The sequence below is a fragment of the Exiguobacterium sp. s166 genome (genome assembly GCF_018618855.1).
In the GTDB taxonomy this organism is placed as follows: Bacteria; Bacillota; Bacilli; order Exiguobacteriales; family Exiguobacteriaceae; genus Exiguobacterium_A.
This window is the reverse complement of record NZ_JACSMU010000003.1, coordinates 180,104-193,309: the sequence shown is the minus strand read 5'-3', so window position 1 is coordinate 193,309 and position 13,206 is coordinate 180,104. Positions and strand designations below refer to the sequence as shown.

Annotated in this window: 18 protein-coding genes and 1 pseudogene; 7 read left to right on the top strand and 12 right to left on the bottom strand. The window is 47.7% G+C overall.

All coding sequences use genetic code 11. The features are described 5' to 3' along the window. Positions 1-38 precede the first annotated feature (38 nt). The gene (locus tag KNP93_RS08805; protein ID WP_214854595.1) at positions 39-1,037 is read right to left on the bottom strand and encodes an NADP-dependent oxidoreductase; all 999 of its coding nucleotides are present in this window, start codon (positions 1,035-1,037) and stop codon (positions 39-41) included. Between the two features lie 135 nt (positions 1,038-1,172). On the opposite strand from KNP93_RS08805, the gene KNP93_RS08800 reads away from it, so the two are divergent. From KNP93_RS08800 to KNP93_RS08790, 3 genes are read left to right on the top strand one after another with little or no spacing between them, the layout of a single operon-like run. Further along, positions 1,173-1,412: a hypothetical protein gene (locus KNP93_RS08800; protein ID WP_251138736.1), complete on the top strand. Its 240-nt coding sequence runs from the start codon at positions 1,173-1,175 to the stop codon at positions 1,410-1,412. After that, entirely contained in the window at positions 1,409-2,206 is a 798-nt protein-coding gene (locus KNP93_RS08795; protein WP_214854589.1) for a phosphotransferase, read from the top strand. The genes KNP93_RS08800 and KNP93_RS08795 overlap by 4 nt, the downstream gene beginning before the upstream one ends. Before the next feature lie 58 nt (positions 2,207-2,264). Further along, positions 2,265-2,648 (top strand): YkvA family protein, encoded by a 384-nt coding sequence (locus KNP93_RS08790; protein ID WP_214854580.1) that lies wholly within the window; start codon positions 2,265-2,267, stop codon positions 2,646-2,648. 2 nt (positions 2,649-2,650) lie between these two features. Here KNP93_RS08790 and KNP93_RS15660 read toward each other — a convergent pair whose 3' ends face one another. Then, entirely contained in the window at positions 2,651-2,890 is a 240-nt protein-coding gene (locus tag KNP93_RS15660) for a P-loop NTPase family protein (RefSeq protein WP_251138735.1), read from the bottom strand. Positions 2,891-2,953: 63 nt separating this feature from the next. Then, complete coding sequence (locus KNP93_RS15655) at positions 2,954-3,172, bottom strand: shikimate kinase (protein WP_251138734.1); 219 nt, start codon at positions 3,170-3,172, stop codon at positions 2,954-2,956. Between the two features lie 175 nt (positions 3,173-3,347). Here KNP93_RS15655 and KNP93_RS08780 point away from each other — a divergent pair, with 175 nt between their 5' ends. Next, positions 3,348-3,695: a potassium channel family protein gene (locus KNP93_RS08780; protein WP_131972681.1), complete on the top strand. Its 348-nt coding sequence runs from the start codon at positions 3,348-3,350 to the stop codon at positions 3,693-3,695. Between the two features lie 89 nt (positions 3,696-3,784). On the opposite strand, the gene KNP93_RS08775 is transcribed toward KNP93_RS08780, so the two are convergent. The 4 genes from KNP93_RS08775 to KNP93_RS08760 all read right to left on the bottom strand — a co-directional run bounded on the left by KNP93_RS08775 (position 3,785) and on the right by KNP93_RS08760 (position 6,982). Further along, complete coding sequence (locus KNP93_RS08775; protein WP_214854578.1) at positions 3,785-4,825, bottom strand: ABC transporter permease; 1,041 nt, start codon at positions 4,823-4,825, stop codon at positions 3,785-3,787. Beyond that, a complete protein-coding gene (locus KNP93_RS08770; protein ID WP_214854576.1) occupies positions 4,822-5,655 on the bottom strand; it encodes a hypothetical protein in 834 nt (277 codons plus the stop codon). The genes KNP93_RS08775 and KNP93_RS08770 overlap by 4 nt, the downstream gene beginning before the upstream one ends. A gap of 26 nt (positions 5,656-5,681) precedes the next feature. Next, positions 5,682-6,377: an ABC transporter ATP-binding protein gene (locus tag KNP93_RS08765; RefSeq protein WP_214854574.1), complete on the bottom strand. Its 696-nt coding sequence runs from the start codon at positions 6,375-6,377 to the stop codon at positions 5,682-5,684. A gap of 200 nt (positions 6,378-6,577) precedes the next feature. Beyond that, positions 6,578-6,982: a TIR domain-containing protein gene (locus KNP93_RS08760; RefSeq protein WP_188004370.1), complete on the bottom strand. Its 405-nt coding sequence runs from the start codon at positions 6,980-6,982 to the stop codon at positions 6,578-6,580. Positions 6,983-7,076: 94 nt separating this feature from the next. Here KNP93_RS08760 and KNP93_RS08755 point away from each other — a divergent pair, with 94 nt between their 5' ends. Together KNP93_RS08755 and KNP93_RS08750 are read left to right on the top strand one after the other, a co-directional pair. Beyond that, complete coding sequence (locus KNP93_RS08755; protein ID WP_214854571.1) at positions 7,077-7,604, top strand: RNA polymerase sigma factor; 528 nt, start codon at positions 7,077-7,079, stop codon at positions 7,602-7,604. Further along, a complete protein-coding gene (locus tag KNP93_RS08750) occupies positions 7,601-8,440 on the top strand; it encodes a hypothetical protein (protein ID WP_214854569.1) in 840 nt (279 codons plus the stop codon). Before KNP93_RS08755 ends, KNP93_RS08750 begins: the two co-directional genes overlap by 4 nt. A 6-nt stretch (positions 8,441-8,446) precedes the next feature. Here the strand turns inward: KNP93_RS08750 and KNP93_RS08745 are convergent, their stop codons facing one another. Next, positions 8,447-8,842: a GNAT family N-acetyltransferase gene (locus tag KNP93_RS08745; RefSeq protein WP_026828305.1), complete on the bottom strand. Its 396-nt coding sequence runs from the start codon at positions 8,840-8,842 to the stop codon at positions 8,447-8,449. Continuing rightward, positions 8,839-9,522 (bottom strand): HAD family hydrolase, encoded by a 684-nt coding sequence (locus tag KNP93_RS08740; protein ID WP_214854566.1) that lies wholly within the window; start codon positions 9,520-9,522, stop codon positions 8,839-8,841. The genes KNP93_RS08745 and KNP93_RS08740 overlap by 4 nt, the downstream gene beginning before the upstream one ends. A 154-nt stretch (positions 9,523-9,676) precedes the next feature. Here KNP93_RS08740 and KNP93_RS08735 point away from each other — a divergent pair, with 154 nt between their 5' ends. Continuing rightward, positions 9,677-10,576, top strand: coding sequence for an alpha/beta fold hydrolase (locus KNP93_RS08735; protein ID WP_214854563.1), 900 nt, complete (start codon positions 9,677-9,679; stop codon positions 10,574-10,576). Positions 10,577-10,587: 11 nt separating this feature from the next. Here KNP93_RS08735 and KNP93_RS08730 read toward each other — a convergent pair whose 3' ends face one another. The 3 genes and pseudogenes from KNP93_RS08730 to KNP93_RS08720 all read right to left on the bottom strand — a co-directional run. After that, the gene (locus KNP93_RS08730) at positions 10,588-11,430 is read right to left on the bottom strand and encodes a sensor domain-containing diguanylate cyclase (RefSeq protein ID WP_214854561.1); all 843 of its coding nucleotides are present in this window, start codon (positions 11,428-11,430) and stop codon (positions 10,588-10,590) included. 346 nt (positions 11,431-11,776) lie between these two features. After that, positions 11,777-12,808, bottom strand: coding sequence for a serine hydrolase domain-containing protein (locus KNP93_RS08725; RefSeq protein ID WP_214854559.1), 1,032 nt, complete (start codon positions 12,806-12,808; stop codon positions 11,777-11,779). A gap of 108 nt (positions 12,809-12,916) precedes the next feature. Continuing rightward, a pseudogene (locus KNP93_RS08720) lies at positions 12,917-13,087 on the bottom strand (DUF4256 domain-containing protein); the annotation flags it as partial. Positions 13,088-13,206 lie beyond the last annotated feature (119 nt).

The window sequence follows — 13,206 nt, the reverse complement described above, 5'->3', positions numbered from 1 at the left end:
CCCCATCGTCGGGTGATTGCTGGACCGTTTTTAGTCTCTTACTTGATTTTTAAGATGACCTTACCTTTGGCACGACCAGACTCGGAATACTCGAGCGCAGCCTGTGCCTCTTCAAACGGATAAATGCGGTCGATGACCGGTTTGATTTGTCCACTCTCGATCCATTCCGTGATGTGTTCCAGTTGGCGTCCGCTCGGTCGCATAAATAAAAATGTATACGTGACCCGATGTTTACGTTCGAGTAATGTCTCGCGAAGAGTCAGCAGACGGAACAGGTTGGTCTTCAGGAAACCGGACCGGTAGGACTTACCGAACCGTCCGTTCGGCAGTCCGGAAATCGAGACGATGTGTCCGCCCGGACTGACGATTTTAAACGAGCGGCGGAGCGTCTCGCCGCCGATCGTATCGTAGACGCCGTCATAATCATGCAGGACTTCGTCAAACGCTTCGGTCCGGTAATTAATGATTTTATCGGCCCCAAGTGAATGGACAAGCTCATGTCCGGCGGGGCTTGCCGTCGTTGCGACGTACAAGCCCATCGCTTTCGCCAGTTGGATGGCAAAGGTTCCGACGCCGCCTGCGCCCGCCTGAATCAGGATCTTTTGTCCCGGTGTCGCCTGCAAGACATCATGTAACGCCTGGTAGGACGTCAAGCCGACGAGCGGGATCGACGCTGCTTCCTCGAACGAGAGCGAAGCCGGTTTTAGGGCAACCATCTGTTCATCGATTGCGATGTATTCGGCATAGGTGCCGATCCGGTTTTTCTCAGCCCGTCCGTAGACGGCATCCCCGACTTGAAACTGTTTTACGGCATGACCGACCGCAACGATGATTCCGGCGAAGTCATTGCCGAGAATCAGCGGGAACTGATATGGAATCAACAGCTTGACGTCACCATCCCGAATCTTAAAATCAACCGGATTGATGCTCGCTGCGTGAATTTCCACAAGAACGTCATGCGGCCGGACGTCCGGGCGGGGCTGTTCGGTTTGTTCGAGCGGGACCTGGCCGTATTTTGAAATCGTCATCGCTTTCATGAAAATCCTCTCCATTTCCTGGTTCTTCTGCTTTTAGTCTACCAGTTGATCCAGCGAGAGAACACTTTGAGTGATTCATTCGGACATGATAAGCTAAACAGGAACAGGGAAAAACTGGAGTTTGGGGTGAATGAGATGAACAAGACCGGAGAACGATTGTTACGGCTGTGGATACGTGTGCCGCGGTTCGTTAAACGCATGGTGCCGGTCAGTCTGACATTGTATGTCCTCTTACTGGTTGTCACGAACGGAGTGGCAACGATCCTTCATTTTGATATCAGGTTAGTCTCATGGCGCGATCTCATCATCAGTTTAGCCGGAGCGGCGATTCTTGTTCCGGTATTCAATCAGTCAAAAGGGGAGGATAAAATATGAAACAATCGGAACAGGAAGAACCATTGACGGGAGGAAATGTCTCCGACGTCTCACGGATAGGGGATACGGTCAGACGGGAACAAAAACCGGACAGTGAACGGATTCACCGGTTGTTACTCCATCTTGAGAAAAGAGGATTTGCAGGAAGTCCGCGTTTTTTAGGAATGGATGCACAGGACCGTGAAATTCTGTCGTTTATTGAAGGCGAAGCGGGGAATTATCCGCTTCAGCCGTATATGCGGTCAGACGCCGTTCTCGAGGAGACGGCTCGGTTGTTAAGGGGATACCATGATGCCATCGCTGATTTTCCGGTACCAAACGATTGGCAGCCGCTCGAAGGAACACCGGAACCGCTCGAACTCATCTGTCATAATGACTTTGCCGTCTATAACGTCATCTTTCAAAATGAGCGTCCGGTCGGCATCATCGATTTCGACGTTGCTGCCCCGGGACCGCGGGTTTGGGATGTGGCCTACACGCTCTACACCTGTGTCCCGTTAAGCCGGCATCAAATGACGGCAGACGGTGAGCCGGCTCATTATAATCCGGTTAACGATCAGGAACGGATCCGGCACCGAATCAATCTATTTTTGTCTTCCTACGGCAAAACGGAGCTGAAGGGCGAGATGTACGAAACCGTGCTGCTTCGTGTGGAAGCATTGATCAAAACGATTCACCGGAAAGCGGCGGAAGGCGACGAAGCGTTTCAACGGATGATCGAAGAGGGGCACGTCACGCATTACGAACAAGAACTCGATTTTCTCGAACGCGAGGGAGCCGACTGGTTCCGGTGAACCGGAAATGTTGAACGGGTCGCCGCCGGTTTAAACGGACGAAGAATGGAGAATCATCATGTTGGAAAAATTAAAGGATGCCGCGAAAAAAATAAAAAAACAGATTTTTATTTTGTATTTTGCCTATCAGGACGACCGGGTCGCCTGGTATACCAAATTATTTACGGCTTGTGTTGTCGCTTATGCATTCAGTCCGATTGACTTGATTCCAGATTTCATCCCGGTGTTAGGGTATCTGGACGATCTCATTCTTGTCCCTTTAGGTATCCTGCTCGCGTTAAGGATGTTACCGCAGGAAGTCATCGACGACTGTACCGTCAAGGCAGAACGACGGCTCGGAACGGATAAACCGAAAAATTGGTTTGTCGGCGCTTTGATCCTCTTGCTGTGGTGCACGCTAATCATGTGGATAGGTCTGCAGATTTACGATGCCGTCCGGTAGGCTCAGATTGTCAGTTTCTGATAGGCGGATTTGATTTGTTTGTACATCACATCCGTCGGCAACGCGGCATCGACTTCGATGACAGGGGACGCCGAACGAATTATTTGAAGTCGGTGCTCGGCTAACGTCCCAATCATGGCCGGATCGGTCGCGGTTCGGTACGTCCGGCACCAATCGAGAAATTCATTGGATCCGTCGAAATCAGGATAGCGTTCTTGTTCCCGTTTGATTAATCGTTGCATTCGTATGTCTTCGTCCAAAGTTAAAAAGACCAGCAATTCCCGGTTATGAAATCCGGTTTCATTTCAGGAAAAGATTGAACCGGAGACGACATACCGGTGATGCCGCTCGATATCCGGAGTAAATAACGCATAACGTTCGGCAATCGACCGTTTTTCGGTAAACGTCTGGTCTTTCCACAGATAATGATCCGTGTCGATCCAGTGAATCCCTTCCTGTTGTCCGATCCACCGGCCGAATGTACTTTTACCGGTGCCGGAACCACCGATGATTTGAATCCGCAATGGAAAACCTCCTTGATGTATGGGGCATAGTTTGTATGTATCATACCATGCGGGTCTTAAAACAGAATAGAGCGGACGGGAAGACGATAAAGGAATCGTCTTCCTTTTTTTCGGGTATTCCTCTAACAGATGAGCCGGCGGACAGTCGTGATTACCTGTGAAGGGAGCAACGAAGATGATTGCGTTTTTCATCTTGTTACGCAACATGTACCACGTGCTAAAAATTCTGTTCCGGCAGGACGAACAAAAAGCCGTCATGTTTTCCGTCGTATTTCTGCTGACGGTCGGGATGTTTTTTTACCACGGCGCAGAGGAACTGAGTTATCTCGATGCACTGTATTTTTCCGTCATGACGCTGACGACGGTCGGCTACGGCGATATTCATCCGGTCACGCCGATCGGCAAGATTTTTACGATCTGCTATGTCTTGCTTGGCATTGGTGTCATCAGTGCCCTGATCGTCAACTTCAACCGGGCGTTAAAGGAATTTCATTCCAAGCAGGATCAATCGAAGCGGAAGTGACGATTCCTTTGGAAAAACTTGTTTGATGAACTGCACGAAGACCGGATCTCATATGTTGAGAGCCGGTCTTCGTTGTCTACTGATTATGGTTATCCGGCATCCTTCAGCTCCTGATATGGATTGTCGCGGGCTGCGATTTGCGCCGGCAACAGGGAAGCAATCGTTCCGAACAACACCGGCAGAAGCAATGAAACGCCAATCAAAAGCGGCTCATTCCACGGGACGAGATCATACAAGACATAAATCGTGAGATAGGAAATACTCAGGCCGACGATTCCGGCGACAAATCCAATCAGCATACCTTCTAACACAATCAACTGACGGACGGAACCGTTCGTCCAACCGACGGCTTTGAGGATGGCGAGCGACGCCCGGCGAGCGGTGACGTTCTGCCACATGATTTCCCCTGTTGTCAGGATCGCGATCGTAATCGCAACGCCCATCGTCACGTAATGCATCGGTCCGACCTGTAAGGCAACGAACTGACCGAGCCAGGACGTATAGAGGACCCCTTGCAGGTGGAATGTCACGAACAGGAAGAATGTCAGCAAGGCTGTTGGTAACGCGATTGACAGAATCGACAGCGCATTACGTTTCCATTTGCCGAAGATTTCTTTCAGTGCCAGTGTCCAGGTCGACCGGAGAGCGAGTTTGACGTGCGACGACGACGCATATTCGCCCGTCTTGATTGCTTCGTACGGCGAGATCTTCCGGATTGTAAACGACGACCAGGCCGCACCGGCAAAGTAAATCACGAGACTGAACAGTGTGATCCAGAGCAGACTCCAACCGTTCATCGTCTCACTTCGGACATACGAGAAAATGCTTTCGACAATTAAAGCGACGATAGAGACAAACCCGGCAAGCAAGGCCGCTTCAATCAGGACAATCCGGTACAGGTCTTTTGTCCGCCAACCGAGTGCTAGAAAGACGGCAAATTCTTTCCGCCGGGCTAGCATCGATACGTAACTTGTCGCGAGAACATAGACGATCGCGACAGCAAGCATCGCGAAGATGACACCGGAGAAGCCGACGCTCGTCTCGCGGAAGATTGTCATCGCAACACCGATATGGACCCATGGCTGTTCGATCCAGCCGAGTGTCTTGCCGTTATCGACGACTTTCGTCACGACCGGTTGCGGGGAAGAACCCTTGGTGATCGTTGCCAGCAGTCCGGTTTTCTGTTCGATTTGAGTCTTAACGTTTTGCAGGAGTTGTTCCGACTTCCCTGATTGTAAGAGTTGGGATTAACTAAAACGGGAATCGTATTTTTTCTTGTACTTTTATCGTACTCATAGCGGTCAAGAGACGAGAAATAACGCGATTTATTTTTTGAATTGACACTTTTATCTAGACCGACAAGTCGTGCTTCTTCCTTCGGATCAATCGCAACTACAAGAATGGAATTACTTGCGACTGCATCTTCAAAGGCTTCAATCGGTTCCGTCAAAAACGAAACATTTCCTGGGATTGAGATTTTACTTCCTTGTGCCACATGCAGAATAACTTGCGATTGACGTTCTTTGTTAAAACCGTTTTGAATATAGTTGGTTGTCGTGATGCGGTACAAACCTGGTGTTCTTGGAAACTTCAATTTTTTTTTGAAATTGACCGTCGTATTGACGTAGCCCATCACAGCTACTGGTGCGGCAATATCAATCTCTTTCATCTGTTTGATTGCTTCATATTGCTTAAAAGAAATCCCGCCATTGATACCGTTTAAATAATTAGGTTCGAGCAGGTCACTTGATTCGGTCGACATTTGACTGCCTTTTGGCCGGACGACGATATCGTAAGAGGACGACCATTTTTTCTGTAACGTCTGTTCGACCGTGCCTTGGCTGGAGTCGGTCAGGTTGAACATCAGACTGAGTCCGGCACTGATGATCAGTGCACCGACAAGCTTCAGGATGAATTTAAACCGTTGCCGGCGCCAGTGATTCAGGACAAAACGTAACATCTCAAACCTCCTCTATTGTTATTTTTTTACACACTCCGAACGGTTTGCTTCCGCCGGTCTTCGACAATCTGCCCGTCCTGCATGAATAGAATCCGGTCCGCCCGCTCCGCGAGTGCCAAATCGTGCGTGACGAACAGGATGCCGCATTGTTCTTCTTGATGCAGATCGAGCAACAGTTGAAAGATCATCTCCCCGTTGACCGAGTCGAGATTGCCGGTCGGTTCGTCGGCGAGAATCCAGCGCGGCCGATTGATCAGGGCTCGGGCAATCGCGACCCGTTGCTGTTGCCCGCCGGACAATTGCGCCGGCAAGGCATCCTGTTTCGCTGTCAGCGCGACTTTTTCCAAGATTTCTGCAATCCGGTCTTCTTTGTTGAAGTCGGTTTTTTGTTTCAGTAAGGGAACAAGCAGATTTTCTTTGACCGTCAACGCGGGCAAAAGGTGAAACTGTTGGAAGACAAAACCGATTTCCTGCGCCCGGAACTTTGACAATTGCCGTTTCTTCCACTTCGTGATGTCTTGTCCGTCATAGTCGATTTGCCCCGATGTCGGCCGGTCGAGCGAGCCGATCAGACTTAAAAACGTCGATTTCCCTGATCCGGACGGACCGACAAGGGCGGTGATGTCACTCGCGGAAAACTGACAGGTCAACGCTTTTAAGACTTCACTCTGTAATCCCGCCTGGTTGAATGTGTGCGAGACGTCTTTGACTAAGATATCCATCAAACCACTCCTTTTACAAATTAAGGTAAAATAAATGTAATATTATTTGAAAATTTTGTCTATTTATAAAAGATGATTACATAGAGAATAAAAAATCGAAACAGAAGTTTCCGGTCGAATGAGAATAAAAAAATCAGCTAAACGTTGTGTTTAGCTGAGGCATATTAACACTTTGACAGATTCGTTCTTTCAGCACAATCTCACCGGACAGTCTGCTCGTTCATTGCGTCTAGAATAGTCTGGACCCAGTCTTGGGGAGGGCCGATACACTTCATAATGCCATCAATATGATAAAACGTGCTCGCTTCCGGACCGGTCCAACAAGTTTCGTCCGTCATGCAAAGAAAAATCGGAATTTGAGAGGCAAGAGCAATCCCGAGCTCGACGTGACTGCCTTTTCCGGCAGGGAGGACTAAAATCATGCAATCGATCGCCCGGACGGCATCGAGTTCCAGCTGTCCAATCCGTTGCAGGGCAGCCGGTGTATCGACCCGTTCCGATTGCGTCCAGTCGTACGTCAAGTGATGACCTTGCTTAATCAGTTGGTCGTTTATGAAACGGACGTCTTCGATGTTGCGGAAGCTGCTAGCAGTATAAAAGTTCATCTAACGATTTCCTGTCGTATAATTTTTTACAGATTTTTGAAACTAAATCGGCTTTTAATCAGTCTAATGAATAGAGAAGAAAGAGGGGAGTGCTGTGTTTCGTAAAAAAATCGCCGGGAGTTGGACGGATGATGTGTTTCTCGCAGCGTTATATGCCGAAGAACGCTATATTTACCGGATGTCGTATCTGTATTTAAAACACGAGCAGGAAGCGCTCGAAAACGTGCAGGAAGTCGCTTTTCGCGCCTGGAAGTACCGAAAGTCACTGCAGGATGTCACCTATTTTAAGACTTGGCTGACCCGGATCACGATCAATGCAGCACTCGATCATCTTAAAAAATACCAAGTGCTGGTCTGGACAAACGATACGGCACAGGATAGGGGTGAGCCGCAAATCCCGTCGTTTGAACATGTGGTCGTTGATCAACTGTACCTGACTGATTTACTTGAACGACTCGATGTCAAGGAACGGTCGTTAGTCACGTTACGGTATCAAGCCGATTATTCCTTTCAGGAAATTGCTGATTTACTCGACCTTCCGATCAGTACGGTGAAAAGTACGTTATACCGGGCGATTCAAAAACTACAACGCCATCAAGCGAAAGGAGGAGAGTCCGGATGAAACAGCAACTTGAGACAGCATTAAAAGACATTCCCGTACCGGATACCGTTCACGCCCGGATGGAGCAGGGACTCCGCCGGAAAAAACGGAAACATCGTTTACCGCAACTGATTTTAGCAGCTAGTCTGCTGATTGGTCTGTTGCAATATGATCGGATTGAATCCTGGATCCAGCCGCCGATCGACCAATCGACCGCCTCGATGATTCCAGGACTTGTCTACCAGAAAGCGATATACCTGCAAAGTGATACGACAATCGCCGAAGAAACGGAGTTTCAGTTGCGTGGACAAAAGTTAGGTGTCTCCAAAAATACCTGGACCGAAGGCGCGGAAGCCGTTAACGTCAAGCAATCACTTGGATCGAATCTAGAGAATTATACGATTTACGTCGTAAAAGGATATGATCCCGCGATCCGACTGCTCGCGGTCGGACAGGAGGACGGGGCTGAAATCGTCCGCGTGCTGGACCGGTCGACATTCCGTCCGGATTATTTCCAACAGCTTCACCTGCAACAGACAATTCTTCGTGCTAATTATCAAACGTTCTCGACATGGGAATCGACCAACTCGGAACCGATTTCCGCAGGATCCCGGCTGCGTCAATTATTTGCTGAATTGAGCAAGGCGGTTCCGTTACGCGAGTCGGATCTTGCGGCGGATGTCGTCGAGTATCAAAATGACACCGATCTACGGATTCTGAACGTGACGATGGCAGACGGGGTGACGAACCAATTCCGGTTGATTCGTGAAGGCTATGTTTATTATGAACCGCTCGACCGTTACTTTGCCGTCAACGGGCCAGTATTTGATGATGTCTGGGAGCAGTTGAACCAGTAACACCAATTACTCAAAGGACTTCCGAAAGCCGTAAAACGGGCGGAACGCCTGACCGCGGTAAAAACTTTCCGAGCTGCTTGACGCCAGGACCTCAATCCGGGTCGTCGGATACCAGTCATGAAGACGAGCGAACAGCTGTTGAGCAAGACCTTGGCCACGGAAATCGGCCTCAATCAGTAATTCACAGATGTACAACGTGACCTGAGTGTCTGTCATTCCGCGGACATAACCGATGACCTCCCCCGCATGTTCGACGACAAGCGCAGCGTTTGAGTGTTGCCAAGCGAGTTGGGTCCGTTCATGGAGACGGACGAGCTGGTTCCAGCCTTCCGCAGCATTTAAGCGCTGAATGGCGGGGAAGTCCTGATCTTGGTACGGGCGGATCTGATAGGCAGTTGTCATAAGCGTGACCTTCTTTCTGAGTTAAGCTGTATAAGAATGGGTTCGAGTTCCGACCAATCGTTCACAGTGTAGGAGGACGGACTATTGACGACCGGTTGATTACTTTTTAATACCGCCGTCATGCCAACTGCTTCTGCTCCTTTGATATCATGCAGTGGATGATCCCCGATAAACAGGACCTGTTCCGGTATGACTCCCCAGTCTTGTACGGGACGGAGGAACAAAGCGGGATCGGGTTTCGCAAGACCAACTTCTTCTGAAATCAGGATCGGATCAAAAAATGTCTGCAATTGATGGTGGGCGATGACCGATCGTTGCAAGTCACTCCGACCGTTCGTTATGAGCCCAAGGCGATATGTTTGTGATAGACGTTGCAAAAGGTCGAGCGTTTGAGGAAACAAGACACTGCTTGAGGCAAACGACGAGAGATAATCTTGTAACAACTCAGTAGCAGTGACACCTTCAAACTGAAAGTGGGTGATTAGTTTTTGATAAACGACATCCTTCCAGACGAGACCGTTTTGATCAAAGGTCAGAAAGAGGGTTTGATAAGCGTCAAGTGGACAAGTTGAAACGGGCGCAATCAGACGAGCATGTTGAGATTTCAAAAAGAGCTGCAAAGAAGTCGTACGATCAAGTAACGTCTCGTCGAGATCAAATAAAACAGCGGAGAGGGTCATGAAATAGCAACTCCTATTCATTCTATATATTTCAATTACCGTAATATTAATTTAATATCAATTACAATAATCGAACAGAATATCTTACATCTGTACAGAACATTAATATCTATATTCGTCTATTTCGTTAAACTGATTGCACAAGGAGAATCACATGCAAACAAAAACATCTTTATTTAACCCAGTACAGTATCTGGATACACAAACAGCCGGAACACCCATCGTGATTTTGACCGGAATGGGCTGTTCCTATCATGAATGGTATGAGATTGTCCAAACACTTCAAACAACCAACCGGGTGCTCAGCTTCCACCGGCATTCATGGCGGGAAGGGGACGGGGTTCACCGGACCAGTCACGCTGTTCAACAACTAAAGACACTATTGACCCATTGCAACGTAGACGAACCGATTCTCCTGGTCGGCCATTCCTACGGGGGACTGATTGCGCAAGAGTTTGCGATCCGTCATCCCGATCAATTAAAAGGGTTGCTTTTGGTCGATTCGACGTCGGTTGACTTACACGAACTGGATACTCTTGATACACCGGAGCTTGACACCCTGTCATCCGATGCCACTTGGATCAAACAATGCCGGTATTATGCGACACAAACGAACGATCAGTTGCGTCGTTTGGTTCAACCGGTACTGACACCGGCGCAACATCGATTACCGAAGACGATTCAGTCGGCATTGCTTGACTTCCAAACCGAACCGGCACTGTATGCGATGATGGCGACCGAAGTCACACACTGGAAAATGGATGCACAACGGATAAAAAGAAACACGTTTACCGACTTGCCGCTGATTGTCATCGGACGGGACCAGAAGCAAGCCATTGCCGAAGGACTGCAGGACGGATTACCGGAAACGGAAGTGCGTCAGCTGGAAGAGACGTGGCATCAACTCATATTACGACAGGCGAACCTGACAAAAACGGCAACGATTCGGTTTGCTGAAGGAGCAGGCCATGCCGTTCACCTCGACCGACCGGAACTTGTCATCGCGGCAATCCGACAGCTCGACCAAACTCCAGTAAAGGACGTGTTGCAATGAAACGGAGCATCTTAGTTCAGTCCAACCAGTGATTTAGTCCGCTGCTTCTCACTGTACATCGCTTGATCCGCTTTTTGAAACACGGTTACTACATCGGTTGTTGCTTCATCATACGCAAACCCAACGGCAATCGACAGGTCATGTTTGAGGAACTCGCTCCGTAATTGTTCCAGTAAATGGCGACACTGCTGTTCCGTGTACCCCTGGCAGACGATGACGAATTCATCTCCCCCGAGACGGAACGCTTCTTGGCTGAAACGGCTTAAGCAAAGGGCCGTCTGTTGGAGCAACGCATCACCTGCGATATGACCAAACCGGTCATTGACCCGTTTTAGATCGTTCAGATCCAGCGTGAGGACACCCAGCGGAATGGCCTCAGAGGATATCATCTCTTCGATCAAGCAGTCGAATGCATGGCGATTGTAGAGACCGGTCAACGTATCACGTTGACACAGTTGCTCGAGTTCCTGCTGTTTGGCCTTCGCTGCATTCATGTTCCGGATCACACCTTGAACGGCAACGATTTCGCCGTTCTCATAAATCGGAGTCGTATATTCTTCAAACCAAATATATGTACCGTCATTCGTCCGCCAGCGTTGCAGGAACGGTTCATCGTAGTTGCAGTTACCCGAGATTTTCGACATTAAAATCTCGAGATCATCCGGATGAATCCGGTCGAAACAATCGGACGGGTCGGCATAACTCGCTTCAACCGTTCCAACACCGATATGTTCATCGAGAGAAGGACTGATATAACGAAAGCGATAGACCGGTCTGACTTCAAAGATATACATGATGTCTTTGGAATGGTTCCCGAATGCGGCAATCGTCGAAGGTAGAGACAGCGGACGCATCTTTTTGAATATCCAACAACATAGGAGGGTCAATCCAATCCCAATTGTCATTCCAAACCACAACAAAAGCTTCACCTGCCTTATTTTTAATGCTTCAGCTCGTATCAAAACGTATGTATGCGTGATAATGTAGATGAGATGCTAATAGAACACACTAAATTATAGCAAATGCCTTGAATAATACATACAAAAAATGACAATTCACATATTTACTTTCTTGATATTATACTGAGCGATAGGAGTATATTGATCAGCAAGGTGACGCTTTCTGGAAAGATAAAAGATTTTCTCATTCCACGGCAAAAAGGTCAGCAAAACAGTTCGTGTTTGGCTGGCCTTTTTGAGTTCATAGTCGATGCATTTTTGAACATGTCGGAATCGCAAACGCGTCCGAGGCTCTGTTACTAAACTCACGAAGATAGTGGAGATAGTTCTTACCGCCATAGTTATACCGTTTATTATACATCCTCACGACAACAAGCTGACTTTCGGGTACTACGAGTAAGAGTGGACCAGTGTTTCCAAGAATTTGATAAGAACCCTTTGGAACACGTTCTCCGATCTCACTTCTTTCCTTTGCTTCGTCTTGCACGTACCAAAACAATCCATTGGCAGGAAGTCGTCCATCATCGTACTGAAGACTTTGAATGGATGTACAGATTCGAATGACTTCTTCCGGAACAACTTGAATTCCGTCATGACGTCCCATATTTAAATGAAGATTTCCCCATAACGCAAATTCTTTTGCAGTCGTGTGCAGATTTGAACCCATTCCGTCATCATACGGGTACAACTGGAACGTTGCCTTCTGCTCAGGGTCATCGATGACTTTGACCAAAGCTTCCGACTCCTCTGTTGACCATTCGGTAGATTTAAATCCTAATGGAGTGAAGACGCGCTCCTTCAATAATTGAGTGAAATCATAGCCATATAGATACTTAAACAGTTCCGTGATAATCCGGATATTGATTCCACGGTAGGCCCAACTTTCACCTGCAGCGAACTCCCTGTAAATCGATCCGTCATCTCGTTCATCTAAACCATGTGAGTGGGTGACCAGATGCCGAATGGTCATTCCTTGAAAAATCTGTTGATCGTAGTTTTTCAAGTATTTCGAGACACAATCATCAAGACTGTGAATTTTTTTTTCATACAACGCATAACCAATTGCTAACGCTAAATAACTTTTACGAGCGGAAGCAATATTGAACATGGAATCTATACCAATCAAATTCGAATTTTCGTTACCGTGAACTCCTTCATAATGTTCTAAAATGATTTGATCATTCTGCATGATAACTACCGCTGCAGCACTGCTATGATTTAGATGCTTAATCTCACTTACGTAGGAAAGCAGATTTTGATAGGAAGGGTGCAAATGAACAATGCTCCTTTCGCCTTTTGATGAATTGGTCTCCAAGTTTGTGTCTTTTAACAATTAGAATAGGGCTATAAAATCCATCTGCTCTAACCCATTTCTTAAGACTTAAAGCACTAGATACGTCCGAAACCCCCGATTGGCATAATAGGAGTCCGCTCCATTGTGATAGACAAAAACGTGCTGATACCGCCGGTCGCAAAAAAGGGCGCCATCTTTTGTCCGAATCGATTCCAGCGTCTCGATTCAGCCGGATTTCTTCAAATCAAATTTACCTATGCCTTATGTATGTATTCTTTTGATTCAACAATGGAATGATCTGTAAAATGAGATACATTAAAGTATAGTAAACAACCGAATTTAAATATACAAAAAAATCCCATTTTAATTTCTGGAAG

What these genes read in the sequence shown, in the direction of transcription:
- KNP93_RS08805 (WP_214854595.1), bottom strand. Translation starts at nt 1,037, where the DNA reads ATGAAAGCGATGACGATTTCAAAATACGGCCAGGTCCCGCTCGAACAA.
- KNP93_RS08800 (WP_251138736.1), top strand. Translation starts at nt 1,173, where the DNA reads ATGAACAAGACCGGAGAACGATTGTTACGGCTGTGGATACGTGTGCCG.
- KNP93_RS08795 (WP_214854589.1), top strand. Translation starts at nt 1,409, where the DNA reads ATGAAACAATCGGAACAGGAAGAACCATTGACGGGAGGAAATGTCTCC.
- KNP93_RS08790 (WP_214854580.1), top strand. Translation starts at nt 2,265, where the DNA reads ATGTTGGAAAAATTAAAGGATGCCGCGAAAAAAATAAAAAAACAGATT.
- KNP93_RS15660 (WP_251138735.1), bottom strand. Translation starts at nt 2,890, where the DNA reads ATGCAACGATTAATCAAACGGGAACAAGAACGCTATCCTGATTTCGAC.
- KNP93_RS08780 (WP_131972681.1), top strand. Translation starts at nt 3,348, where the DNA reads ATGATTGCGTTTTTCATCTTGTTACGCAACATGTACCACGTGCTAAAA.
- KNP93_RS08770 (WP_214854576.1), bottom strand. Translation starts at nt 5,655, where the DNA reads ATGTTACGTTTTGTCCTGAATCACTGGCGCCGGCAACGGTTTAAATTC.
- KNP93_RS08765 (WP_214854574.1), bottom strand. Translation starts at nt 6,377, where the DNA reads ATGGATATCTTAGTCAAAGACGTCTCGCACACATTCAACCAGGCGGGA.
- KNP93_RS08760 (WP_188004370.1), bottom strand. Translation starts at nt 6,982, where the DNA reads ATGAACTTTTATACTGCTAGCAGCTTCCGCAACATCGAAGACGTCCGT.
- KNP93_RS08750 (WP_214854569.1), top strand. Translation starts at nt 7,601, where the DNA reads ATGAAACAGCAACTTGAGACAGCATTAAAAGACATTCCCGTACCGGAT.
- KNP93_RS08745 (WP_026828305.1), bottom strand. Translation starts at nt 8,842, where the DNA reads ATGACAACTGCCTATCAGATCCGCCCGTACCAAGATCAGGACTTCCCC.
- KNP93_RS08740 (WP_214854566.1), bottom strand. Translation starts at nt 9,522, where the DNA reads ATGACCCTCTCCGCTGTTTTATTTGATCTCGACGAGACGTTACTTGAT.
- KNP93_RS08735 (WP_214854563.1), top strand. Translation starts at nt 9,677, where the DNA reads ATGCAAACAAAAACATCTTTATTTAACCCAGTACAGTATCTGGATACA.
- KNP93_RS08730 (WP_214854561.1), bottom strand. Translation starts at nt 11,430, where the DNA reads ATGCGTCCGCTGTCTCTACCTTCGACGATTGCCGCATTCGGGAACCAT.